Annotated in this window: 20 protein-coding genes and 1 pseudogene; 9 read left to right on the top strand and 12 right to left on the bottom strand. The window is 74.5% G+C overall.

Features of this window, described 5'->3' with window-relative positions:
* Positions 1-177: 177 nt before the first annotated feature.
* Positions 178-651, bottom strand: coding sequence for a hemerythrin domain-containing protein (locus ACFQZ6_RS27460; protein ID WP_381613949.1), 474 nt, complete (start codon positions 649-651; stop codon positions 178-180).
* Positions 652-682: 31 nt separating this feature from the next.
* A complete protein-coding gene (locus ACFQZ6_RS27455) occupies positions 683-1,924 on the bottom strand; it encodes an MFS transporter (protein WP_381613946.1) in 1,242 nt (413 codons plus the stop codon).
* A gap of 293 nt (positions 1,925-2,217) precedes the next feature.
* On the opposite strand from ACFQZ6_RS27455, the gene ACFQZ6_RS27450 reads away from it, so the two are divergent.
* Entirely contained in the window at positions 2,218-2,652 is a 435-nt protein-coding gene (locus ACFQZ6_RS27450) for a pyridoxamine 5'-phosphate oxidase family protein (RefSeq protein ID WP_381613943.1), read from the top strand.
* Positions 2,653-2,771: 119 nt separating this feature from the next.
* Here the strand turns inward: ACFQZ6_RS27450 and ACFQZ6_RS27445 are convergent, their stop codons facing one another.
* From ACFQZ6_RS27445 to ACFQZ6_RS27415, 7 genes are all read right to left on the bottom strand, one after another.
* Entirely contained in the window at positions 2,772-3,770 is a 999-nt protein-coding gene (locus ACFQZ6_RS27445) for an Acg family FMN-binding oxidoreductase (protein ID WP_381613940.1), read from the bottom strand.
* Positions 3,771-3,901: 131 nt separating this feature from the next.
* Complete coding sequence (locus ACFQZ6_RS27440; protein ID WP_381613937.1) at positions 3,902-4,348, bottom strand: hypothetical protein; 447 nt, start codon at positions 4,346-4,348, stop codon at positions 3,902-3,904.
* Positions 4,348-5,076 carry a multicopper oxidase domain-containing protein gene (locus ACFQZ6_RS27435; RefSeq protein ID WP_381613934.1) on the bottom strand — a complete coding sequence of 243 codons (729 nt, stop codon included), beginning with the start codon at positions 5,074-5,076 and terminating at the stop codon, positions 4,348-4,350. Before ACFQZ6_RS27435 ends, ACFQZ6_RS27440 begins: the two co-directional genes overlap by 1 nt.
* A complete protein-coding gene (locus tag ACFQZ6_RS27430; protein ID WP_381613931.1) occupies positions 5,007-6,953 on the bottom strand; it encodes a cupredoxin domain-containing protein in 1,947 nt (648 codons plus the stop codon). Before ACFQZ6_RS27430 ends, ACFQZ6_RS27435 begins: the two co-directional genes overlap by 70 nt.
* On the bottom strand, positions 6,950-8,176 hold the full coding sequence (locus ACFQZ6_RS27425; protein WP_381613929.1) for a TIGR04053 family radical SAM/SPASM domain-containing protein: 1,227 nt from the start codon (positions 8,174-8,176) through the stop codon (positions 6,950-6,952). Before ACFQZ6_RS27425 ends, ACFQZ6_RS27430 begins: the two co-directional genes overlap by 4 nt.
* A gap of 505 nt (positions 8,177-8,681) precedes the next feature.
* On the bottom strand, positions 8,682-9,176 hold the full coding sequence (locus ACFQZ6_RS27420) for a hypothetical protein (protein ID WP_381613926.1): 495 nt from the start codon (positions 9,174-9,176) through the stop codon (positions 8,682-8,684).
* Positions 9,173-10,018 (bottom strand): DUF2249 domain-containing protein, encoded by an 846-nt coding sequence (locus ACFQZ6_RS27415; protein WP_381613924.1) that lies wholly within the window; start codon positions 10,016-10,018, stop codon positions 9,173-9,175. Before ACFQZ6_RS27415 ends, ACFQZ6_RS27420 begins: the two co-directional genes overlap by 4 nt.
* A 763-nt stretch (positions 10,019-10,781) precedes the next feature.
* On the opposite strand from ACFQZ6_RS27415, the gene epsC reads away from it, so the two are divergent.
* The 8 genes and pseudogenes from epsC to ACFQZ6_RS27375 all read left to right on the top strand — a co-directional run bounded on the left by epsC (position 10,782) and on the right by ACFQZ6_RS27375 (position 20,445).
* On the top strand, positions 10,782-11,402 hold the full coding sequence (epsC, locus tag ACFQZ6_RS27410; protein ID WP_381613921.1) for a serine O-acetyltransferase EpsC: 621 nt from the start codon (positions 10,782-10,784) through the stop codon (positions 11,400-11,402).
* Positions 11,329-12,249, top strand: coding sequence for a cysteine synthase A (cysK, locus tag ACFQZ6_RS27405; RefSeq protein WP_381613919.1), 921 nt, complete (start codon positions 11,329-11,331; stop codon positions 12,247-12,249). Before epsC ends, cysK begins: the two co-directional genes overlap by 74 nt.
* Positions 12,250-12,389: 140 nt before the next feature.
* A pseudogene (locus ACFQZ6_RS27400) lies at positions 12,390-16,086 on the top strand (nitrate reductase subunit alpha).
* Between the two features lies 1 nt (position 16,087).
* A complete protein-coding gene (gene narH, locus ACFQZ6_RS27395; RefSeq protein WP_381613916.1) occupies positions 16,088-17,620 on the top strand; it encodes a nitrate reductase subunit beta in 1,533 nt (510 codons plus the stop codon).
* Positions 17,617-18,450 (top strand): nitrate reductase molybdenum cofactor assembly chaperone, encoded by an 834-nt coding sequence (gene narJ / locus ACFQZ6_RS27390; RefSeq protein ID WP_381613913.1) that lies wholly within the window; start codon positions 17,617-17,619, stop codon positions 18,448-18,450. The genes narH and narJ overlap by 4 nt, the downstream gene beginning before the upstream one ends.
* A complete protein-coding gene (gene narI, locus ACFQZ6_RS27385; RefSeq protein ID WP_381613910.1) occupies positions 18,447-19,220 on the top strand; it encodes a respiratory nitrate reductase subunit gamma in 774 nt (257 codons plus the stop codon). The genes narJ and narI overlap by 4 nt, the downstream gene beginning before the upstream one ends.
* Positions 19,217-19,792 (top strand): vitamin K epoxide reductase family protein, encoded by a 576-nt coding sequence (locus ACFQZ6_RS27380; RefSeq protein ID WP_381613907.1) that lies wholly within the window; start codon positions 19,217-19,219, stop codon positions 19,790-19,792. Before narI ends, ACFQZ6_RS27380 begins: the two co-directional genes overlap by 4 nt.
* Positions 19,789-20,445, top strand: a complete 657-nt coding sequence (locus tag ACFQZ6_RS27375; RefSeq protein WP_381613904.1) for a class I SAM-dependent methyltransferase — start codon at positions 19,789-19,791, stop codon at positions 20,443-20,445. The genes ACFQZ6_RS27380 and ACFQZ6_RS27375 overlap by 4 nt, the downstream gene beginning before the upstream one ends.
* A gap of 12 nt (positions 20,446-20,457) precedes the next feature.
* Here ACFQZ6_RS27375 and ACFQZ6_RS27370 read toward each other — a convergent pair whose 3' ends face one another.
* From ACFQZ6_RS27370 to ACFQZ6_RS27360, 3 genes are all read right to left on the bottom strand, one after another.
* Positions 20,458-20,889 (bottom strand): DUF6299 family protein, encoded by a 432-nt coding sequence (locus ACFQZ6_RS27370; protein WP_381613901.1) that lies wholly within the window; start codon positions 20,887-20,889, stop codon positions 20,458-20,460.
* A 113-nt stretch (positions 20,890-21,002) separates the two neighbouring features.
* Positions 21,003-21,401, bottom strand: a complete 399-nt coding sequence (locus ACFQZ6_RS27365) for a RidA family protein (RefSeq protein WP_381613898.1) — start codon at positions 21,399-21,401, stop codon at positions 21,003-21,005.
* On the bottom strand, positions 21,398-22,528 hold the full coding sequence (locus tag ACFQZ6_RS27360) for an acyl-CoA dehydrogenase family protein (protein WP_381613895.1): 1,131 nt from the start codon (positions 22,526-22,528) through the stop codon (positions 21,398-21,400). Before ACFQZ6_RS27360 ends, ACFQZ6_RS27365 begins: the two co-directional genes overlap by 4 nt.
* Positions 22,529-22,704 lie beyond the last annotated feature (176 nt).

Here is a 22,704-nt window from a genome sequence, read left to right as displayed (position 1 = left end):
CGCCGCAGGTCCGGTCTCCGTGGCCACGGTGCCACCCCTTCCCGGGCCTGCACGGCCCTGTCGACACGGGGGTCACACCATCCGTACCCCGTCGGCCGGGGGCCCGCACGGCAGACGCGTCCGCCCGGCGCGGGGGTCGCGCCGGGCGGACGGGAAGCCGGGAGGGGAGAGCGGGGCTCAGGGGGAGGGCTGCGGTACGGCGCTGCCCACGCGGGCGCGGACCGCCTCCACCGCCTCCCACTGCTCGGGGTCCAGGAACGCCAGGGCGGCGGGGAAGACGCCGTCCTGCTCCTTGAGGATGTGCTCGCGCAGCAGGTTGAGGGTGTCGATCAGCCGTCCCGGCCAGGTCGGGTCGGCGAGGAACGGCCCCTCCGCCTCGGCCAGCACCGCCTCGACGCGGCGGTGCTCGGCCTCCAGGGCGGCGATCTGCTCGGGGAACTCGGCGGCCATCGCCGGGAACAGGCCGCCCTCCTCCACCTGCGTGTGCGGCACCAGGACCTCGGTGATGCGCCGGGCCAGCTCCGCCATGCGCGCGATGTGACCGTCCCGGTGGGCGTCACGCACCTGGGCGATGAGCCCGACGACCGTCTCGTGCTCCTGGGTGAGTTCGTCGATCGTGGTCAGGGACTGGCAGCCGCAGTACTCGCACATGGTGTGGGTCTCCCCCGGGTCTCGGCGGGTTTCAGTGGGACTGGACGGGCACCTGGCGCCGGGCGACGGCCTGCCGCACCCCGGTGCAGGTGAAGGCGAGCGCCGCCGCCGCGACCGCGGCCAGCAGCAGCAGGCCGATCGCGTAGCTGCTGAGGGCCCCGTACAGGGCGCCCATCACCAGCGGCGGTACGAAGCCGCCCAGGCCGCCCGCGGCGCCGACGACACCGGTGACCGAGCCGACCTTGTTCGCCGGGGCGAGCAGGGCGACCAGCGCGAACACGGCGCCGCTGGCCGCGCCGAGCGCGGCGGCCATGGTGAGGAAGGCGATCGTGCCGACCGGGGCGAGGGACGGGGTGAGGGACTGGATTAGGGCTCCGACGACCACCACGGCCAGCGAGCCGCCGAGCACCCGTACGGCGCCCACGCGGTCCGACAGCCAGCCGCCGACCGGCCGCATGGCGACCGCGAGGAGCACGAACCCGGCCATGCGGTTGGCGGCGTCCGCCTGCTCCAGGCTGTAGCCGGTCTTCAGGTAGGTGGGCAGGTAGACGGAGAAGGCGACGTACCCGCCGAACGCGACCGCGTACAGCGCGGCAGCCTGCCAGGTCACCCCGAGGTGCAGGGTGGCACCGAGGCGGCTGGTCAGCGGCTCGGTGGGCACGGCGCGGCCGGGAGCGTCCCGCAGCAGCAGCGCGGAGACCACCGCGAACACCGCGAGGACGGCGGCCGTGATCAGGAACGGGGTGGACATGCCGTGCGCGTCGACCAGCTTCACCGTGGACAGGGCGCTGATCGCGGTGCCGCCCATGCCGACGCCGAAGATGCCGATCGCCAGACCGCGCCGCTCGGGCGGGAACCAGGCGCTGACCATGGGCACGCCGACGGCGAAGGCGGTGCCGCCGATGCCGAGGAAGAAGCCGCCCACCAGGAGCGCGGCCAGCGAGTCGTGACCGGCGAGGCCGAGGAAGAGGACGGGGACGATGGTGACCGCGGACACGATCGGGAACATCACCCGGCCGCCGAAGCGGTCGGTCAGCGCGCCGACCGGTATCCGGCCGAGCGAGCCGACGATCACGGGCACCGCCACCAGGAGCGACTGCTCGAACGAGGAGAGGTCGAGGGACTCCTTGAAGCGCGGGCCGAGGGGGCTGAGCAGCGCCCAGGCCCAGAAGTTGACGGCGAAACCGACCGTGGCGAGGGTCAGCATCAGCCAGGCCTGCCGGGACACGGCCCCTGCCGGTGCCTCGCTCTGCTGTACAGACGGCTGGAGCATCCGTCCGTTCCTTCCTGTTCGAGTGGACGTCCCCGAGTGCGGGTGCCGGGGCCGCGGGCCCCCCGGTGGCGTGGTGCTCACCGGTGACCCTCAGCCAATATCGGCGCCGCGGTGGTCCGCCCGGGTGGGCCTAACGGTCCTAATCGGCGGGCCCGGCGGTCCCGGGTTGCCGGGACGCTTTCCGGGGTCCGCGTCACCCCGCCCGGGGCGACCGAAACGTCGCGGCCCGGGTCGGGCGGATCAGGGCCGTTGGGCCCTAACGCCGGGAGGGCCCCACGAGGGATGGTGGGGGGATGTTCGGCAACAACCGCTTCCGCGCTCTCGACCAGCAGGAGTGTCTGCGTCTGCTGGCCAAGGCCCCGGTGGGCCGCATCGTCTACACCCGGCAGGCACTGCCCGCGGTGCTCCCCGTCAACTTCGCCCTGGACACCGACGGCTCCGTGGTGCTGCGCACCGCGCCGGACTCCGACCTCGTGCGGGCCGTGGACGGCGTGGTGGTGGCGTTCGAGGTCGACGACTTCGACGCCGAGGCGCAGACCGGCTGGAGCGTCGTCGTCACCGGCCGTGCCAGCGTGGTCACGGACCCCGCGGAACACGAACGTCTGGTGCGCACGGGGCCCCGCTCCTGGGTGGCCGACCGGAACGGGATCTTCCTCCGCGTGGAGCCGGGGCTCGTCACGGGGCGGGAGATCGCCGGGGTGGTGGACGGCGGGGCGGAGGGGGACTGAGCCATTGCCGGGGGGGGAGGGACGGACGGGGGCGGGAGCGGGAGCCGCCCCCGTCCGGCGTTCCCGCTCCGGGCGGGTCCGTCCGGCGTTCCCGCTCCGGGAGCGTCCGTACGGCGTTCCTACTCCGGGAGCGTGGGGGGCGTCGGGTCCGGCATGTCGGGCTGGGGTTCCGCGCGGGGGGTGGGGGCGCCCTCGGGGCCGTAGCCGAAGCGGATGACGCCGTGCGGGGCGCAGCGGCGCTGCGGGAGGCGGGCTCCGGCGCGCAGGTCGGACCACTCCATCGCCTGGTGCAGCATCGAGGTGCGCACGCCGTGCGCGGTCGCCGTCAGCAGGACCCGCTCCAGGCCCTGCCCGGCGCGCAGCCAGTCCTCCGCGCGGTCCCGCGGGGTCCACAGCAGGCCGAGCTGGACGTGCCGCTCGAAGGGCAGCGCGGGCAGCCGCAGGGAGCGCAGCGGGCCGGTGAAGTCCCGCATCGGCATCCGTCCGGCCCGGTCCTGCGGGCCGAGGGCGGTGACGGGGATGCCGTAGTGCTGGTCGGGGTCGGGGGCGGTGATCCAGGTGCGGGCCTCGGCGGCGCGCTCGGGCAGGGTGCGGTTGCGGGCCTCGGCCGCGGCGGTGAGCCGCAGCAGCCTGCGGGTGCCGCTGATGTCGGGGAAGTAAAGCCGGGCGCCCTCGGCCCGGGCGGCGGCGGCCATGTCCATCACGACCGGCTCGGGCACCGGGCGGCCGGTGAACGGCAGCCTGCTGGTGTGCCGCCGGGCGATGGCCGGGTACAGCCCCGTGTAGTCGGGCGGGCCCTCCACGGCGGTGGCGAGCTGCACGGTCGCCAGCAGGTCGGGGTCCCGGTGGTCGGGCAGCAGCCGGACCAGCGGCTCCCAGCCGAGGTGGGCGACGGCGACCCGGAGGTTGAAGACGGCGGCGCCCACGGACAGGTACTGGGCGCGCCGGTCGGGGTCGATCAGCGGCAGCGCCCGCCGTCGGTCGACGCGCACCGTGACGGTCCGGGTGTGCGGCTCCATGCCGAACCGCCACGGCTGGGTGTTGTGGATCGACGGCGCCGCCACGGCCGCGGCCAGCAGCGTCTCCAGCACGGTGGCGTCTATCTCCCGGGTCTGCATGGTGACTCCCTAGCTCTGTCCTTCGGCCTCAAGGGTCCGCTGCGGGCCCTCTTTGGTGCGAGGGCCGTCCGGCCCCGGCTCGGGGCCCTGAGGGCCGGGATCGGGGCCGGGGTACCGGGCTCGGGTCCGCCTCACGTCGCGGGCAGCGCCGTCGCCAGGAGTACGACGCCCAGGGAGCCCACGAGGGACGCCACCGCAAGCGCCTTGGCCAGCTCGGGGCGGCCCTTGGCGTGGGCGAGGCCGTGCGCCGCGGCGGCGAGCATGACGAGGACGAACAGGGCGAGTTTGGTGGCGAGGGTGCGGCCGTAGCCGGGGTCGGCGAGGGAGGACCAGGTGACGCCCTTGTGGACGGCCATGGCCCAGCCGGTGCCGAGCTGTACGGGCAGGAAGAGGGCGCCGGTCAGGATGCCGAACCGGCGGCCCGCCTCCGCGGTGAAGCGGTCCTTCGCCTCGGGGGCGAGGGTGCGGCGGGCCAGCGGCAGGATCACCAGGGACAGCGCGAGCTGCCCGCCGACCCACAGGGCGGCCCCGGCGACGTGCAGGAACCGCACCACCGACCACCAGGTGACGGTGTCCATCACCCGCTCACCTCCACGACGCCGTGCGCGCCGGACTCGGCGTGGCGCATGTCGTGGTCGACGAAGGAGTAGTGGCCCGCCTCGGGGAACGTGGTCTCCACGAAGCCGCCCTGCGCGGGGGCCAGGTCGAGGACCTGCGCGCCGCCGGGCTGGTCGGGCTCCAGCAGGTAGGCGCCCTCCTTGTAGACGGTGTCGAAGACCGTGCCGACGACGTGGAACGCGATGCCGTCGCTGGGCCCCGCGGACACCACCCAGAAGCGTGCCCGCTCCCCCGCCCGCACCTTCAGCGGCTGCTTGGCGTACTGCGCGGCGACGCCGTTGAACGCCCACGCGTCCGGCGTGCCGTCGCGCATCTTCCCCACCTGGGCGGTGGAGCCGGGGGTGCCCAGGTACAGCTCGGAGGAGACGAGGACGTACTCGTGGTCGACCTCGGCCAGGTCCGGCGGGGCGATGACGACGGCGCCGTACATGCCGTTGCCGATGTGCTGGAGCATCGGGGCGGTGGAGCAGTGGTAGAGCCAGGCGCCCGCCCGTTCGGCGCGGAACCGGTAGACGAGGCTCTCGCCGGGCTGGAGGGTGCGCATCGGCCCGTCGGGGGCGAGGGACCCGGCGTGGAAGTCGATGCCGTGGCCCATGCCCGCGTCGTCGTTGACGAGGGTCACCTCGAACACGTCCCCGACCCTGCCGCGCAGGGTGGGGCCGGGTGCGGTGCCGCCGAAGGTCCACATCTGCTGGGTGACGCCGGGCGCGACCTCGACGTCGGTGTGCGCGGCGCGCAGGGTGACGCGGTGGACGGTGCCGCCGGGCGCGGGGGCGAGTTCCGCGTCGCGGGCCGCCAGCCGCCGGTGAAGTCGGCGGCGAGGTCCGGGCCGGTGCCGCTGTCCGCCATGGCGGCGTGTCCGTCGGCGTGCCCGGCGCTCCCCCCGCCGTCGTCCTTCACCACGATGTCCAGGGTCATCCCGGCCGCGCGGTGGCCCGGCAGGGTGCACCACGCCTGCCGGTCGGCGGTGACCGGGCCGAGGTCGAGGGTGCGGGACTGGCCGCGGGAGAGCAGCGGGGTGCCGGGGCCGTCCTCGACCTTGAGGTCGTGGCGCTGGGCGTCGTCGTTGCTGACCTTCAGGCGCAGGGCGGTGCCCGCGGTGACCTCGACACGGCTGGGCCGTACACGCATGGCGGCCAGGGTGACCTCGACGGTGCGGGTGGCGGTGGTGCCGCCGTGGCCCGCGCCCGCCGCGACGGACGGGGTGCCGCCGACGCCGCCGCTGTTGGCGACCACGACCGCCAGCACGGTCAGCACCGCCCCGGCCGCCGTGCCCAGCAGCACCGGCAGCCGCGTGGCCGTCGCCGTCGCCGACCGTCCGGCGCCCCGTGCCGCGCGGACCAGGACCGTCGCGGTGAGGGCGACGAACGCGCCGCCCGCGACGGCCGCGAGGACCAGCCCCGCCGGGCCGAACGGGCCGGGCAGCACCAGCAGGGCGACGCCCGCGTTGAGCGCCGTCAGCCGCAGCGGCCAGCCCCGTTCCAACACCGCCCGCAGCGGGCCGCGGTCCTGGGGGCCGGAGCCGAGCACGACCGGCAGGAGCTGGGTGAGCGCGCCGATGAGCACCTGGGCGACGAAGCCGACGAGCAGCGCCGGGACGAGGTCCCCCACGCCGTCCTGCGCCTCGGCGAGCGGCTGTGCGGCCAGGACGCCCGCGTCGGCGACGACGCCCACGCAGAGCCAGCCGACGGACGCGGCCAGCGTCCAGGCCGCCGCCGCGGAGACGGGGTCACGGCCCCGTAGCGTACGGGCGAACAGGTCGACGGCGACGGCCAGTCCGGCGGCGTACCCGGCGATCCCGGCCACCGCCGCCCAGCGCCAGCCGACCGCCAGCGCGACGACGGCGACGAGGAGACCGGCGCCGGTGAGGACCAGCACGCGCCGGACGACCCGGGGGGTGTGCTCGGCCATCCGGACGCCCAGCACGGTCGGCCAGAGCATGAACAGGGTGCCGAGGACGGGCAGGCCGATCCAGCCGAGCAGGGTGAGGTGCACATGGGCCAGCCGCAGCCCGGCGTACGTGCCGGTCCCGGCGTGCCCGGAGGCCAGCAGCCAGCCCAGGACCGCCCCGCCGAGCAGGGCCACGGTGGCGGCCCGGTAGAAGCCGACGACGGGCGCGAGCCGTCCGCCGAGCGCGCCGCGGCCCATCCGCGCCAGCACCACCAGGTGGGCGGTGACGGCGGCGACGAGCAGCGCGCAGGCGGCGCCGGTGAGCACCGGCAGGTCGGCCCAGACGCCGGTGAGGAGTCCGGCGACGGCGGTGTTGACGGCGGCGAGCCGGGCGGTGCTCCAGCGTGCGTCGGGGTACGGGGCGTGCAGCAGCGCGGTGGCGAAGTGCTCGCTCCAGATGACGAGGGCGGTGGTGGCGGCGCCGAGCAGGAACAGGTGGACGGCCAGCCAGCGGGCGATCGGCAGGTGCGGCTGGGCGAGGGCGGCGACCAGGGCCAGCGCCAGCCAGGCCACGACGAGGACGTGGGCGCGCAGGTGGCGGGCCTTCACGCCGGTCGGCCCGAACCCGCCCCCGCGGGCGGGCGGTGGTGCCAGGTCGAGGGGCTTGCCGGTCACTTCGCTCCTTGTGGGGGCGGCGGGCCAGCGGCCAGTACGGCGGCCAGCTCCCGCTGGTGGGGGAAGCTCCCGGGGCGGTAGCCGCACCAGGGCTCCTCGGCGTAGGGGTCGCCGGTGACGCCGTAGGCGCGGGACCGGGAGCCGCCGCAGACCCGGCGGAACTCGCACGCCCCGCACCTGCCACCGAGCCGGTCGGCGTCCCGCAGCCCGGTGAACAGCTCCGAGGTGCGGTAGATCTCCGGCAGCGGGGTGCGGCGGACGTTGCCCGCGCCCAGCGGGAGGAAGCCGCTGGGGTGGACGGTGCCGGTGTGCGAGACGAAGACGAAGCCGCGTCCGGCGTTGACGTCCAGCGGGGGCCTGCGGGCGCGCCGCCCTCCGCTGTCGAGGCCGAGGTCGGCGGCGCGCCACCGCAACTCCCGGTAGAGGGAGCCGAGTCCGAGCGCGCTCACGTGGTCCTCGCCGAGGTCGGTGAGGATCTTCCGCTGGAGGGCGACACGGCGGAAGTGGTGCGCCTCGGTGGTCTTGGCGGGGACGGTCAGGCCGACGTCGTAGACGAAGTTGAGGACGTCCTCGGCCTCCTGCGGGGTGAGCACGCCGAGTTGGCGGCCCCGGCCGGTGGGCACCAGGAAGAAGGCGCTCCACAGCATCGCGCCGTGTTCGTGGACGAGGCGGACGACGTCGGGCAGGTCGCGCAGGTTGCGCCGGTTGACGGTGGTGTTGATCTGCACCTTCATGCCGAGCGCGCGGGCGGCGTCCCAGGCGTCCAGGGTCCAGCGGTAGACGCCGGGCACGCCGCGGAAGCCGTCGTGGAGTGCGGCGGTGGAGCCGTCGAGGCTGAGGGAGAGGCCGACGGCGCCCGCCTCGTGCACCTCGCGCAGGCGTTCCGGGGTGAGGGTGGGCGTGCCGGACGGGGAGACGGCGACACGGACGCCCGCCTGCTCGCCGTACCCGATGAGTTCGAGGAGGTCGGGCCGCTGGAACGGGTCGCCGCCGGTGATGACGAAGATCGGGGCGGGGTGTCCGAACGCGGCGACCTGGTGGAGCAGGTCCTTGGCGGCGGCGGTGTCCAGCTCGCGCGGGTCGCGGTCGGGGACGGCCTCGGCGCGGCAGTGCAGACAGGCCAGCGGGCAGGCCCGGGTGGACTCCCAGATGACGATGAACGGCTTCTCGGCGACGTCCTGGTGCTGGCGGCGGATCGCCCGGACGGCGTTCACCGGTGCCACCGCGTGACCTGGGTGCGGGGGGTGTGTCCGGCCGCCCGGGAGGCCGGGCAGACGAGGTGGGCGGCCGGACGGTGACCGGCCCGGAGCCGGTACGGCGCCCGTCGCGGGGAGTGTCGGGGCAGACAGCCGCAGGGGCGCGGGTTGCGGTCGTACACGGAAAGGCTCCTCCGGGTCGGTCGTGGATCAGCCTCCGCCATGGGAGGCACACGGCGCGGCGGCCGATGAGCCCTCGGCGCTGGGCCGAAGGTCCCTCATCGGCCGCCGGGTGTGCTGGGCGGGCATGAGCCGGTGGGTGGGCGGGCGCGGACCGCTGTGGGCGGATCAAACGCGGGGTGGGCGCAGGGCCTTCGCCGTGGCCAGTGCCGCTGCGGCGTGGGCCGGTGGGTGGGCGGGCGCGGACCGCTGTGGGCGGATCAAACGCGGGGTGGGCGCAGGGCCTTCGCCGTGGCCAGTGCCGCCGCGGCGTGGGCCGGTGGGTGGGCGGGCGCGGACCGCTGTGGGCGGATCAGGCGCGGGGTGGGCGCAGGGCCTTCGCGGTGGCCAGGGTCGCCGCGCCGAGGCCGGTCAGGGCGGCGCCCAGGCCCGCGACCAGGGTGGTGATCTCCCACGCCTGGTAGGCGGAGAGCAGGGAGGCGCGCAGGGTCTCGCCCATGAACGCGGTCTGCCGCAGCCTGGTCAGCTTCTCGTCGTCGCCGCCGGTGGCGTGGAGTTCCTCGGTCACCTCGGCGTAGGTGCGGCCACCGGTCGCCTTGGCGACATGGTCCTTGATCAGCTCGGCGTAGGCGTGCGCCTGCGGTCCTGTCTCCACGGCCACGCCCGCGTACCGGCTCAGGTGGGCGGGCAGCCCGTGGAGCGGGAACGTGATCTTCTGGGCGGCGAGTTCGCCGCGGATCTCCCTGCGTCCGCCGCTGGCGCGCCACAGCATCACAGGACCGGCGGCGAGCAGTCCCGCGCCGACCGCGGTGGCCAGCACGCCGCTCCGGCCCCGGGCGGCGCTCATGACGTCACCTCCACGACACCGAGCGCGGCCCGGTGGGTGAACCGCAGCCGCCAGGACTCGGGGCCGCGCTCCAGGTACTCGGTGGCGAACACGCCGGGACGGCGCTCCTCCAACTGCGCGAGCAGCGGCAGCGGGTCGTGGGAGGCGACCAGCACCAGGGCGGCGTCCACGGGCAGGGTGTCCAGGGTGCGGAAGACGGTGGCGTGGCGGACGGCGTGCGGGACGGTCCGTACGTCGAGTTCGGGGTCGCCGGTCTCCCGCGCGCCGCAGCCGCAGCCGCCGCAGCCGTCCTGGTTGGTGGGGTCGTCGGTCATGTCCTCGGCTTTCGTGCGGGGGGCGGCGACCGTGGGGGCGCCGGATGGCGCGGTACGTTCCTGAACGTCCGCGAGCAGTGCGGGCAGCGGGACGTCCGGGGCCGCCGCGAGCAGCGGCAGGACCAGGCCGTTCTCCTTCGCCAGGTGTTCCTCGAAGAGGACCTGGAGCGCGCGGGCCTCGGCGGCGGCGAGGGCGAGGTCGCCGGAGTCGCGCAGCGCCTCGACCAGCGCGGCCAGACAGCGGTCCTCGCCGACGAGTCCCTCGATCAGCAGCCGGGTGTCGGGCAGCCGCCGGGCGACCGGGTAGAGCACGGCCTCCTTGGCCGCCGTGTGCGGCAGCAGCTCACGGTCGCAGAAGGCGACGAGCCCGGCGTGCAGCCGCTCGGCGGCGACGTGGTCGCGGCCGGTGGCGGTGAGCAGCAGCGCGACGCGTCCGGCCAGTTCCCCGGCCAGGCGCGCGTGGTGGGCCTCGGCGGCCTCCAGGGCCGTGGCGTCCTCGGGGGCCGACGCGAGGGTCAGTGCGCTCATCGAGGTCGTCTCCAGTGGGTCACGGCCGGTGCGGACCGGCCGGTGGCGGGGTTTTGTCCGCCACGCCCCGGAGGGAACCGGCGGCTGCGGCCGGGGCGGGCCAGGCGCCGGGGTGGGGCGTGGCGGACGGGTGTCCGGCCGTGTCAGTCGGGGGGCCGGACGGTGACCGTGCCGGGGGCGCGCCCCGCGGGCCGCGGCCCCGGGCAGAGAAGACGGGGCCCGGCGGCCGTGCGGCGGTCGTGGCGTCAGCTCCCGGCCGGTCGTGAACAGTCTCGTCGTACGGCGGTGGCGGGGGCGTGGGCCGGACGGTCCCCGCGTCCGCGCCCACCGGTCCCCGGGTGGCGGGGCGGACAGGGTCCAACGGCGGGGCGGGTGGGGCTGGTCGGCCCAAGCGGGGGTGTGGGGTGGCTGTCCTAGCGTCGCGTCCCATGGACTACGGCAGCCTGCCCCTTCTTCCCGGTCTGCGCGCGCGGCGACTGTTCCGCGGCGGCGGGCGGGCGCTGCGATGTCGCGTCCGCTCGGGTGGCGTTCTGTAGGCGCCCGTTCTCTTCACTGCCTCTCGCTGAGCGGCACCGCATGGGCGCGGCCCGGCTGCGCTGGCGCCGCGGGTGGGTCGCGCACCCGGCGCTGACAGGGTGCCGCTGCGCCCACCCTCCCCCAAGCTCTCGACTTCGCTCGAGCAGGGGGGACCCCCATCGCCCCAGCGGCACGACTGCCCGCAGCTAGGGGAACTGGCGGGCCCCTTACCCGCAGAAGGACGCGTATGTTGCTCGAAGATCTTCGGACCGCCTGTGCCAAGGACCCGGCGTTGCGGGGGGCGCGGCGGGTCGAGGTGTTGTTGTACCCGGGGCTGTGGGCCATCTGGTCGCACCGGGTCGCGCACCGGCTGCACCGGCTCGGACTGCCGTTCCTGCCGCGGCTGCTGTCGCAGACCGTCCGCTCGCTGACCGGCATCGAGATCCACCCGGGCGCGGTGATCGGCCGCCGCTGCTTCATCGACCACGGCATGGGCGTGGTGATCGGCGAGACGGCCGTTGTCGGCGACGACGTGATGCTGTACCACCGCGTCACCCTCGGCGGCACCGGCTGGTGGACGGACACCCCCACCGCGCGCCGTCACCCCAGCGTCGGGGACCGCGTCGTGCTCGGCGTCGGCGCCACCGTCCTCGGCCCCGTGCACATCGGCCACGACACGCTCGTCGGCGCCCACTCCCTCGTCCTGCGGGACGTCCCGGCGCACTCCACGGTCCGCTCCCCGCTGGCCACCCACCGACCGAAGCACCCACCGCACCTGAGCAGAAGGACTGACCATGACCTCGATACACCCCTCCGTGACCGCGTTGATCGGCCGCACCCCCCTGGTGGAGCTGCGCCGCTTCGGTGAGGGCCTCCCGGCGCGGCTGGTGGCCAAGCTGGAGTCCGCGAACCCGGGTGGCAGCGTCAAGGACCGGATCGCGCTGGCGATGATCGAGGACGCCCGGGACAGCGGCGCCCTCCGCCCCGGTCAGCGGATCGTCGAGCCGACCAGCGGCAACACCGGCATCGGCCTGGCGATGGTGGCCGCCGCGCTGGGCCACCCGGTGATGTTCACGATGCCGGAGAGCATGAGCGTGGAGCGGCGGGCGCTGCTGCGGGCGTACGGCGCGGACCTGGTCCTCACCCCGGCCGCGGCGGGGATGCGCGGGGCCGTCGAGCGGGCCGCCGAGATGGCGGAGGCCAACGGCTGGTTCATGCCGCAGCAGTTCCGCAACCCGGCCAACCCCGACGCCCACCGCCGCACCACCGCCCAGGAGATCTGGCAGGACACCGAGGGCCGGGTCGACGTCCTGGTGGCCGGGGTCGGCACCGGCGGCACGGTCACCGGCGTCGGGCAGGTGCTGAAGGAGAAGAAGCCGGAGGTGACCGTCGTCGCCGTGGAACCGGCGGAGTCGGCCGTGCTGTCGGGCGGCGACCCGGGCCCGCACCGCATCCAGGGCCTCGGCGCCGGGTTCGTCCCGGACGTCCTGGACACCTCCGTATACGACGCGGTCAGACGGGTCTCCCTCACCCAGGCCCAGGAGGCGGCCCGTCGGCTGGCCCGCACCGAGGGCGTCCTCGCCGGGGTGTCCGGTGGCGCCGCCCTGCACGCCGCCGCCGCCGTCGCCCGCGATCCCCGGCACGAGGGGGCCCTGATCGTCGTCGTCCTGCCGGACACCGGCGAGCGGTACCTCAGCACCGACCTGTACGCGTGAGGCGTGCCCCGTGTGAGCACCCTCACTGCCGAAGGCCCGGAGGACCCCTTCTCCGGGCCCGGGTTCGGGCCGGTAGGTCGCCCGACCAGGGACCTTCGGCCCCAGTTCAGAAACATCGCCGCAACCTACGGTCTTGCCTCATGGAGAACGACCAGAACGCTCGGCCGAAGCAGTCGCGCGTCGACCAGGACTGGCCGCTGGCGGCCCGGCGGCTGCTGACCCGTCGTGAGACGTCGGCCGACGGCCGCGCGGTGTTCGGTGAGAACGACGGCAAGTGGGAGGGTTTCTACCGCGACCGGTGGGCCCACGACAAGGTGGTGCGCTCCACGCACGGCGTGAACTGCACCGGCTCCTGCTCGTGGATGGTGTACGTCAAGGACGGGATCATCACCTGGGAGCACCAGGCCACCGACTACCCGTCGATCGGCTCGGACTGTCCCGAGTACGAGCCGCGCGGCTGCCCGCGCGGGGCGTCGTTCTCCTGGTACACCTACTCCCCCAGCCGGGTCCGCTACCCCTATGTGCGCGGCGCCCTGCTGAAGCTGTGGCGGGAGGCCCGCCGCAGGCTGGGCGACCCGGTCGCGGCGTGGGCGGAGATCACCGGGGACCCGGCGAAGGCGCGGGCGTACAAGCGGGCCCGCGGCAAGGGCGGCCTGGTGCGCGCCGACTGGGACGAGGTGTCCGAGATGGTCGCCGCCGCCCATGTGCACACGGTGAAGGAGTACGGGCCCGACCGCGTCGCGGGGTTCTCCCCGATCCCGGCGATGTCGATGGCGTCGTTCGCGTCGGGCGCCCGGTTCATGTCGCTGATCGGCGGCACCCTGCTGTCGTTCTACGACTGGTACGCGGACCTCCCGATCGCCTCCCCGCAGGTCTTCGGCGACCAGACGGACGTGCCGGAGGCCGCGGACTGGTGGAACGCGGGCTACCTGATCATGTGGGGCTCCAACATCCCGGTGACCCGCACGCCCGACGCGCACTTCCTCACCGAGACCCGCTACAACGGCACGAAGATCGTCGCCGTCAGCCCCGACTACGCCGACAACGTCAAGCACGCCGACGAGTGGATGGCCCCGCACCCGGGCACGGACGGCGCGCTGGCGATGGCGATGGGCCATGTGATCCTCAGGGAGTTCCTGGTCGACCGGGAGGTGCCGTACTTCCGCGAGTACCTGCGGAAGTTCACGGACGCGCCGTTCCTGGTCGCGCTGAAGAAGCGCGGCGACGGGCACGTGCCCGACGGCTTCCTGACGGCGGCCGACCTGGGCCGCGACGAGGAGCACGCCGACTCCAAGACCGTCCTGCTGGACTCGGTCACGGGTGAGCCCGTGGTGCCCAACGGCTCCCTCGGCCACCGGTGGGAGAAGGCCGAGCAGGGCCGCTGGAACCTCGACCTCGGCGACACCGTGCCGGAGCTGAGCCTGCTGGAGCGGGCCGAGGAGACCGTCGAGGTGACCCTGCCGCGCTTCGACGAGGGCGCCACCGAGGGCGGCTCCACGATGGTGCGCGGGGTGCCCGTGCGCCGGGTCGGCGGGCGGCTGGTGACGACCGTCTTCGACCTGATGCTGGCGCAGTACGGCGTCGTACGGCCGGGCCTGCCCGGCGTGTGGCCGACGTCGTACGACGACGCCTCGCAGCCGTACACCCCGGCCTGGCAGGAGACCATCACCTCCGTGCCCGCCGAGCAGGCGGCGCGGATCGGGCGGGAGTTCGCGCGCAACGCGGAGCGGACCAACGGGCGGTCGATGATCGCGCTGGGCGCGGGCACCAACCACTGGTTCCACTCCGACACCATCTACCGGGCGTTCCTGGCGCTGGTGACGATGACCGGCTGCCAGGGCGTCAACGGCGGCGGCTGGGCGCACTACGTCGGCCAGGAGAAGATCCGTCCGATCACCGGACTCCAGCACCTGGCGTTCGCCTTCGACTGGCAGCGGCCGACCCGGCACATGGCGGGCACCTCCTACTGGTACCTCAACACCGACCAGTGGCGGTACGAGGCGTTCGGGCCCGACGAGCTGGCGTCGCCGCTGGGCGAGGGCCGGTTCGCGGGCAAGGCGACCGCCGACGTGCTGGCACAGGCGGTCCGGCTCGGCTGGACGCCGGGCCAGCCGGGCTTCAACCGCAACCCGCTCGACCTCACCGACGAGGCGGCCGAGAAGGGCAAGAGCGTTCCCGAGCACATCGTCGACGAGCTGAAGTCGGGGAACCTGAAGTTCGCCGCCGAGGACCCCGACGACCCCGCCAACTTCCCGCGGGTGCTGACCGTGTGGCGGGCCAACCTGCTGGGCTCGTCCGGCAAGGGCAACGAGTACTTCCTGCGCCACCTGCTCGGCACCGACGCCGCCGTCCGCTCCGCGGAGACCCCGCCCGAGGGGCGCCCGCAGGACGTGGTGTGGCGGGACGAGGCGCCCGAGGGCAAGCTCGACCTGCTGGTCACCATGGACTTCCGGATGACGTCGACCAGCCTGATGTCCGACGTGGTCCTCCCGGCGGCCACCTGGTACGAGAAGGACGACCTGTCCTCCACGGACATGCACCCCTTCGTGCACGCCTTCACCCCGGCCATCGCGCCGCCCTGGCGCCCGCACCGACTACGACACCTTCCTCACCATCGCCGACCGGTTCAGCGAGCTGGCCGCCGACCACCTCGGCACCCGCACCGACGTCCTCGCCGTGCCGCTGCTGCACGACACCCCCGACGAACTCGCCCAGCCGGGCGGTGTCGTACGGGACTGGAAGACCGGCGAGTGCGAGCCCATCCCCGGCAAGACCATGCCGAAGCTCGTCGTCATCGAGCGGGACTACGCCGCCGTCGCGCAGAAGATCCGCGCCGTCGGCCCGCTGCTCGACAAGCTCGGCACGACCACCAAGGGCGTCACCGTCCACCCGGACAAGGAGATCGAGGAGCTGCGCCACCGCAACGGCACCGTCCGCGACGGCATCGCCGCCGGACGCCCGTCGCTGGCGACCGCCACCCACATGTGCGAGGCGATCCTCGCCCTGTCCGGCACCACCAACGGGCGCCTGGCCACCGAGGGCTTCCGGGAGCTGGAGCGGCAGACCGGCAGCGAGGGCCTGGTGGAACTCGCCGCCGAGCGGGAGGCCGAGCGGATCACCTTCGCCGACACCCGCACCCAGCCCAGGGCCGTCATGACGTCGTACGAGTGGTCGGGCTCGGAGACCGGGGGCCGCCGCTACTCGCCCTTCGTGATCAACGTCGAGCACCTCAAGCCCTGGCACACGCTCACCGGACGGCAGCACTTCTACGTGCAGCACGACTGGATCACCGAGCTGGGCGAGCAGCTGCCCGTCTACCGGCCGCCGCTCAACACGCCCCGGCACTACGGCGACGAGCAGCTCCACGACCGGGACCGGGCGGAGGTCACCGTCCGCTACCTGACCCCGCACTCGAAGTGGTCCATCCACTCGAACTACCAGGACAACAAGTACATGCTCGACCTGTCCCGGGGCGGCCCCACGATCTGGATGTCCGTCGAGGACGCCGAGAAGGTCGGCGTCAGGGACAACGAGTGGATCGAGGCGTACAACCGCAACGGCGTCGTCGCGGCGCGGGCCGTGGTCACGCACCGGATGCCCGAGGGCACGGTGTACATGTACCACGCCCAGGACCGCAACGTGAACGTGCCGAAGACCGAGGTCAGCGGCAGGCGCGGCGGCATCCACAACTCGCTGACGCGGCTGCTCCTCAAGCCCACTCACCTCGCGGGCGGCTACGCCCAGTTCACCTACGCCTTCAACTACTACGGCCCGACCGGAAACCAGCGAGACGAGGTCACGGTCATCCGTCGCCGCTCGCAGGACGTGGAGTACTGACATGCGCGTCATGGCTCAGATCGCCATGGTGATGAACCTCGACAAGTGCATCGGCTGCCACACCTGCTCGGTCACCTGCAAGCAGACGTGGACCAACCGCACCGGCGTCGAGTACGCCTGGTTCAACAACGTGGAGACCAAACCCGGCGTGGGCTACCCGCGCCGCTACGAGGACCAGGACCAGTGGAAGGGCGGCTGGACGCTGGACAAGAAGGGCCGTCTGGTCCTGCGCTCCGGCGGCCGGGTACGGCGCCTGCTGTCGCTGTTCTCCAACCCCGACCTGCCCTCCCTCGAGGACTACTACGAGCCGGTCACCTACGACTACGACAACCTCGTCAACGCCCCCGCGGGCAAGGACGTCCCCGTCGCCCGCCCGCGCTCCGTCCTCACCGGCAAGCCCACCGCGATCACCTGGGGCGCCAACTGGGAGGACGGCCTGGGCGGCGCGCCCGAGAACGCGGGCGGCGACCCGAACCTCAGCGGTGAGTGGGCGCAGAAGGTCAAGTTCGAGTTCGAGCAGACCTTCCTGTTCCACCTGCCCCGGCTGTGCGAGCACTGCCTCAACCCGGCGTGCGTGTCCGCGTGCCCGTCCGGCGCGATGTACAAGCGGGTCGAGGACGGCATCGTCCTGGTCGACCAGGACAAGTGCCGCGGCTGGCGGATGTGCGTGACGGCGTGCCCGTACAAGAAGGTGTACGTCAACCACGCCACCGGCAAGGCCGAGAAGTGCACGTTCTGCTTCCCGCGCATCGAGGCCGGACAGCCGACGGTGTGCTCGGAGACCTGCGTCGGACGGCTGCGCTACCTCGGCCTGCTCCTCTACGACGCCGACCGGGTGGGCGAGGCGGCGGCGACGCCGGACGAGAAGGACCTGCTGGACGCCCAGCGGAACGTCTTCCTCGACCCGTTCGACCCCGAGGTGATCGCCGCGGCCCGGGAGTCCGGCATCCCCGAGGACTGGCTGGACGCGGCCCGCCGCTCCCCGGTGTACGCGCTGGTGTCGAAGTACAAGGTCGCGCTGCCGCTGCACCCGGAGTACCGCACCCTGCCGATGGTCTGGTACGTGCCGCCGCTCTCGCCCGTCCTGGACGCGGTGACCAGCGCGGGCGGCAACCAGGACGACCCGGACCACGTGTTCGCGGCGGTCACCCGGCTGCGCATCCCGCTGGAGTACCTGGCGGAGCTGTTCACCGCCGGGGACACCGACGTCGTGGGCGGGGTGCTGATGAAGCTGACGGCGCTGCGCTCCTTCATGCGGGAGCGGACCCTCGGTGAGCCCGGCGACGAGACCGTCGTCAAGGCGGTCGGGATGACCGCCCGGGAGGCGGAGGACCTGCACCGGTTGCTCGCCGTCGCCAAGTACGAGGACCGGTACGTCGTCCCGGCCGCGCACAAGGAGGACGCGGCGGCGCTGTCCGCGATGGAGGACCGCTGCCCGGTGGAGACGTCCGGCGACCCGCAGCCCACCGACGGCCGCCGGGTGATGCTCGGCATCCCGACCCTGCGCCGCGCCTCGACCGGAGGGAACCCGTGACCCCGCTGCCGACCACCGTGCCCGGGATCGTCCGCACCCGCGTGAAGGCGGCCCTGCGCCGCCCGCACCGGGACGCCGCCCCGCTCCCCCCCGAGCAGGAGGAGACCCGCGCCCTGCTGCTGCGGCTGATGTCGCTGCTGCTCCAGTACCCCGACGACGCGCTGGCCGCCGCCCGCCCGGTGCTGACGGCCACCGTCGAGGCGCTGCCGCCGTCCCAGGCCGCGACGGAACTCGCCGAGTTCCTGCGCTGGTTCACCGGGGAGGAGCCGGACGCGCTGGAGCGGCACTACGTCGAGATGTTCGACCTGCGCCGCAAGAGCAGCCTCTACCTGACGTACTACCTGCACGGCGACACCCGCCGCCGTGGCATGGCGCTGCTCACCCTGGCCCAGCGGTACCGCGCCACCGGCTGGGACACCGACGGCGGCGAGCTGCCCGACCACCTGCCGGTGGTCCTTGAGTACGCCGCGCTGGCCGGGCCGCGCGCCGGTGAGGCGCCGCTGCGGCAGCACCGGCGCGGCATCGAGCTGATCCACCGGGCGCTGACCGACACGGACTCGCCGTACCGGCACGTCCTCGGCGCGCTGGTCTCGCTGCTGCCGCCGCCCACCGAGGCGGACCTCGCGGCGGTCGCCGAGCTGGCCGCGCAGGGCCCGCCGAACGAGGACGTCGGCCTGGACCCGTACGGGATGGGCGAGTTCGCGCCGCCGGACGCGTTCGTGCCGCCGGAGCAGGCCCCGCCGACCCTGATGCCGCCCCTGACGCCCCTGACGCCCCCGTCGCCCCCGACACCCTCGTCGTCCCCGTCGTCCCTGGAAGGCCCTCGATGAGCGCCGCAGAAACCGCCACCCTCTCCGCCGCCAGCGGCGCCGACCTGCTGCTGTGGGTCGCGGTGCCCTACATCTGCCTGGCCGTGTTCGCGGTCGGGCACGTGTGGCGCTACCGGCAGGACCAGTTCGGCTGGACCTCCCGCACCACCCAGCTCCTCGAACACCGCTGGCTGCGCTTCGGCAGCCCGCTGTTCCACATCGGCGCGTTCATGGTGATCGCCGGTCACGTGGTGGGCCTCGCCGTCCCCGCGTCCTGGACGGAGGCGGTCGGCATCACCGAGCACGCCTACCACACCACCGCCGTCTGGGCGGGCTCGGTCGCCGGGGTCGCGATGGTGGCCGGGCTCGGAATGCTCTGCGCACGCCGCCTGCTGACCCCGCGGATCCGCCTCGGCACCGACCGCAGCGACAAGCTCCTCTTCCCCCTCCTCTCGGCGACCGTGCTGCTCGGCATCACCGCGACCGCCGCGCACAACGTGTTCGGCGGGGGCTACGACTACCGCTCCACCGTCTCCGTCTGGTTCCGTGGCCTGTTCACGCTCCAGCCGCAGCCGGAGGCCATCGCGGGCGCGCCGCTGCTGTTCCAACTGCACGCGCTGACGGCGTGCCTGCTCTTCGCGGCCTGGCCGTTCACCCGACTCGTGCACGTGTGGAGCGCGCCGGTCGGCTACCTGGCCCGCCCGTACGTCGTCTACCGGCGCCGGGCGAGCACCCAGGGCACCACCCCGAACAGCCCTTCGCGAGCACGGCAGCACGGCCGCGCCGCATGAGAGCGCCGGGCGCCGCCGGGCCGGGGCGGCGCGTCGGCTGGCTGATGACGGTCACGGGCCTGATCGGCTGGCTGGCGTCGCTCCGGCTCACCATCGACGACTGGCGCGTGCTGCGGGACCCCGCCTACCACCCGTCCTGCGACATCAACCCGGTGATCGGCTGCGGCACGGCGATGGCCAGCCCGCAGGGCAACCTGCTCGGCTTCCCCAACATGCTGCTGGGCCTGGCCGCGTTCGCCGTGGTCGCCGCGCTGGGCGTGGCGGTGGTGACGGGGTCGCGGCTGCACCGGGCGCTGTGGCTGGCGCTGAACGCCGGGGCGCTGGCCGGGGTGGTCTTCGTGCACTGGCTGATCTGGCAGTCGCTGTACTCCCTGAACCGCCTGTGCCCGTACTGCGCGCTGGTGTGGGTCGTCACCATCGCCCTGTTCTGGTACCTGACCCTGTTCAACTTCCGGGACCGCGTGGGCGCGGTCGTCCGGGAGAGCCACTGGCTGATCCTGGCGGGCTGGTACGGCGTGATCGTGGTCCTCGTCGGCACCCGCTTCTGGACGTACTGGAGCAGTCTGCTGTGACCCGCGCCCCGACCCTGCCGACGCACGCGCCGGACACCGCGCCGGGGCCCGGCGGCACGCCGCTGACCCGCTGGCTCCTCGACGCCCTCGCCCCCGGCCCGGCCGACCGGGTGGTGGAACTGGGGGCGGGCCTGGGCACCACGGCCCGCCTCACGCTGGCCCGCCGTCCGGCCGCGTACACCGGGGTGGACCGGGACCCGGCGGCGGTGGCGGCGCTGAGCACGCTCACCACGGCCGGGCGGGCGGGGGTGCGGGCGGTCCGGTCGGACGTGACGGCGACGGGCCAGCCGTCCGGCTGGGCCACGGTCGTCTACGGCGAGGGCGCGCTGACGCCCCGGCCGGAGCGTGCCCGCCACCAGATCGTCCGCGAGGCCCACCGCCTCCTCGACCCGGCCACGGGCCGCTACGGCATCCACGAGCCGTGTCTGCTCCCCGACGGCCTCGACGCGGCGCTGGCCGCCGGGGTCGCCACCGGACTCGGCGCCCGCCTCCTGACCCCGGCCGGGTGGGCGGCGCTGCTGGCGGCGGAGGGCTTCACGGTCACCGCTCGGCACACCGCCCCGCTGCGGCCGAGGGTGCGGACGCGGGCGGTGTTGCGCCGTCACCGCGCCCGCCTGGGCGCCGTCGCCCTGGTCGCCGTACCCGCGCGCTGAGCTGACGGTGGGTCAGCTGCGGCTGAGGGTGACGTCCTGCTGCTGGCGGGCGTGGATGCGGGGCAGCGGGAGGCCCGTGTCCGTGGTCAGTTCGACGAGGGTGGCCTCGACGGTGGCGGTGCCCGGTTGGAAGGTCTTGTTCGAGGGCTGGCCGGTGTTGGTCCAGCGGCGCAGGGTGCCGTCGCAGACGGCGTGGCTGCCGTTGATGCCGTACCGGACCTCGTCGGTGCCCTGGCGCAGGGCGGAGCTGACGAAGACGGGGCCGGTGCCCGCGGTGCAGCGGTAGGTGCCGGTGAGGGTGACCGTGCCGTCGGCGGCGACCCGGGCGGCGGTGTCGACGGTGACCGTCTCGGAGGGGGCGGCGGAGACGGGGGCCGCGAGCAGGAGTGTCGCGGCGGCCGTGGCGAGCACGGCGGGTACGGCGCGGGCGGCGCGTAGGGGCATCGGGGGTCCTCCTGGGGTGGGGGAAGGGCGAGGGGGCTTCCACTGGTACCTCCCGCCCGCGCCGACCGCCGTGACCGTCACCCCTTCGGTGGCGAGTCCCGCGCCACCGGGCCCTACGGCAGCACCGCGAAGCCGTCGAGTTCCACCAGCGCCGCCGTGTCCCACAGGCGGACGACCTCCACGACCGCCATCGCCGGGTAGTCCCGGCCCGCCAGCTCCCGCCAGACGCGGCCGAGGTCGGCGGCGTGGGCGCGGTAGGCGGCGAGGTCGGTGGTGTAGACGGTGACGCGGGCCAGGTCGGCGGGCGTGCCGCCGGTGGCGCGCAGGGCGGTGAGGAGGTTGGCGAGGGCCCGCCGGAACTGCTCCGGGAGCGTCGCGCCGACGATCTCGCCGTGCTCGTCGAGCGCGGTCTGGCCCGCCAGGAAGGCGACGCGGCCTCCGGTGGCGACGACGGCGTGGGAGAAGCCCGTCGGCGGGGACAGGCCGGGCGGGTTGACGCGTTCGGCGGTCACTGTTCCTCCCGTTGGCTGGCGTACAGGTGACGGGCGATGATGTCGCGCTGGACCTCGCTCGCGCCCTCGTAGATGCGCGGGGCGCGGACCTCCCGGTAGAGGTGTTCGAGGAGGTGGCCGCGGCGCAGGGCGCGGGCGCCGTGCAGTTGGACGGCGGTGTCGACGACGTACTGGGCGGTCTCGGTGGCGAGGAGTTTCGCCATGGCGGCGCGGCGTGGCACGTCGGCGGCGCCCTCGTCGTACGCCGTCGCCGCCGCGTACACCAGCAGGCGGGCCGCCTCGGTGCGCAGGGCCATCTCGGCGACCTGGTGGGCCACCGCCTGGAGGTCGCTGAGGGTGCCGCCGAACGCCCCGCGGCGGGCGGTGTGGGCGACGGTCGCGTCGAGGGCGGCCTGCGCCATGCCGACGGCGAAGGCGCCGACGCTGGGGCGGAACAGGTTGAGGGTGCCCATCGCCACCCGGAAGCCGCGGTCGGGCTCGCCGAGGACGTCGGCGGCGGTGACCGGTACGGCGTCGAAGCGCAGGGTGCCGATGGGGTGCGGGGAGAGCATGTCGAGGGGGGTGCCGGTCAGGCCGAGGCGGTCGGCGGGGACGAGGAAGGCCGTTACGCCGCGGGCTCCGGCGTCGGGGGTGGTGCGGGCGAAGACGGTGTAGACGTCGGCCTCGGGGGCGTTGGAGATCCAGCACTTGTCGCCGTCGAGACGCCAGCGGCCGGGGCCGTCCGGTGCCGCGCGCAGCGCCAGGGCCGCCGCGTCGGAGCCCGCGTCCGGTTCGGTGAGGGCGAAGGCCGCGACCGCCGTGCCCGCGCTCACCTCGGGGAGCCAGCGGGCGCGTTGGGCGGCGGTGCCGTGGGCGTGCACCGGGTGGGCGCCCAGTCCCTGGAGGGCGAGGGCGGTCTCCGCCGCGGCGCAGACCCGGGCGAGGGACTCCCGCATCAGGCAGAGGTCGAGCGCGCCGGACGTGAAGAGCCGGGCGAGCAGCCCCTGTCGGCCGAGTTCGGTGAGGAGCGGGCGGTTGACGCGGCCGGGTTCGCCGTCGTCGACGAGGGGGCGCAGGTGGCGTTCGGCGAGGGCGCGCAGTTCGGCGCACCAGCGGACCTGGTCGGGGTCGAGCGAGAACGCGGACACTGCGAACTCCGTCCTCCCGCGAAGCGGGTTCCTACGGCCATCCGTACGCGGGTGGCGCGGTCTCGCGACCCGGCGCTCGGGCGGGCCGCCCGCACCGCGCACACCGCCCGTTCCGCCCGTCGGTTCCGCCGAACCGTTCGTACAACGGGCCTCCCCGACCGTATCGCGCTCCGTTG

It is taken from the genome of Streptomyces flavalbus, assembly GCF_042674625.1.
Classification (GTDB): Bacteria; Actinomycetota; Actinomycetes; order Streptomycetales; family Streptomycetaceae; genus Streptomyces; species Streptomyces flavalbus.
This window is presented reverse-complemented; position numbering and strand designations above follow the sequence as displayed.

What these genes read in the sequence shown, in the direction of transcription:
- epsC (WP_381613921.1), top strand. Translation starts at nt 10,782, where the DNA reads ATGTTGCTCGAAGATCTTCGGACCGCCTGTGCCAAGGACCCGGCGTTG.
- ACFQZ6_RS27440 (WP_381613937.1), bottom strand. Translation starts at nt 4,348, where the DNA reads ATGGACACCGTCACCTGGTGGTCGGTGGTGCGGTTCCTGCACGTCGCC.
- narI (WP_381613910.1), top strand. Translation starts at nt 18,447, where the DNA reads ATGAGCGCCGCAGAAACCGCCACCCTCTCCGCCGCCAGCGGCGCCGAC.
- ACFQZ6_RS27455 (WP_381613946.1), bottom strand. Translation starts at nt 1,924, where the DNA reads ATGCTCCAGCCGTCTGTACAGCAGAGCGAGGCACCGGCAGGGGCCGTG.
- cysK (WP_381613919.1), top strand. Translation starts at nt 11,329, where the DNA reads ATGACCTCGATACACCCCTCCGTGACCGCGTTGATCGGCCGCACCCCC.
- ACFQZ6_RS27370 (WP_381613901.1), bottom strand. Translation starts at nt 20,889, where the DNA reads ATGCCCCTACGCGCCGCCCGCGCCGTACCCGCCGTGCTCGCCACGGCC.
- ACFQZ6_RS27445 (WP_381613940.1), bottom strand. Translation starts at nt 3,770, where the DNA reads ATGCAGACCCGGGAGATAGACGCCACCGTGCTGGAGACGCTGCTGGCC.
- ACFQZ6_RS27450 (WP_381613943.1), top strand. Translation starts at nt 2,218, where the DNA reads ATGTTCGGCAACAACCGCTTCCGCGCTCTCGACCAGCAGGAGTGTCTG.
- ACFQZ6_RS27380 (WP_381613907.1), top strand. Translation starts at nt 19,217, where the DNA reads ATGAGAGCGCCGGGCGCCGCCGGGCCGGGGCGGCGCGTCGGCTGGCTG.
- narH (WP_381613916.1), top strand. Translation starts at nt 16,088, where the DNA reads ATGCGCGTCATGGCTCAGATCGCCATGGTGATGAACCTCGACAAGTGC.
- ACFQZ6_RS27460 (WP_381613949.1), bottom strand. Translation starts at nt 651, where the DNA reads ATGTGCGAGTACTGCGGCTGCCAGTCCCTGACCACGATCGACGAACTC.
- ACFQZ6_RS27435 (WP_381613934.1), bottom strand. Translation starts at nt 5,076, where the DNA reads ATGTGGACCTTCGGCGGCACCGCACCCGGCCCCACCCTGCGCGGCAGG.
- ACFQZ6_RS27415 (WP_381613924.1), bottom strand. Translation starts at nt 10,018, where the DNA reads ATGAGCGCACTGACCCTCGCGTCGGCCCCCGAGGACGCCACGGCCCTG.
- ACFQZ6_RS27420 (WP_381613926.1), bottom strand. Translation starts at nt 9,176, where the DNA reads ATGAGCGCCGCCCGGGGCCGGAGCGGCGTGCTGGCCACCGCGGTCGGC.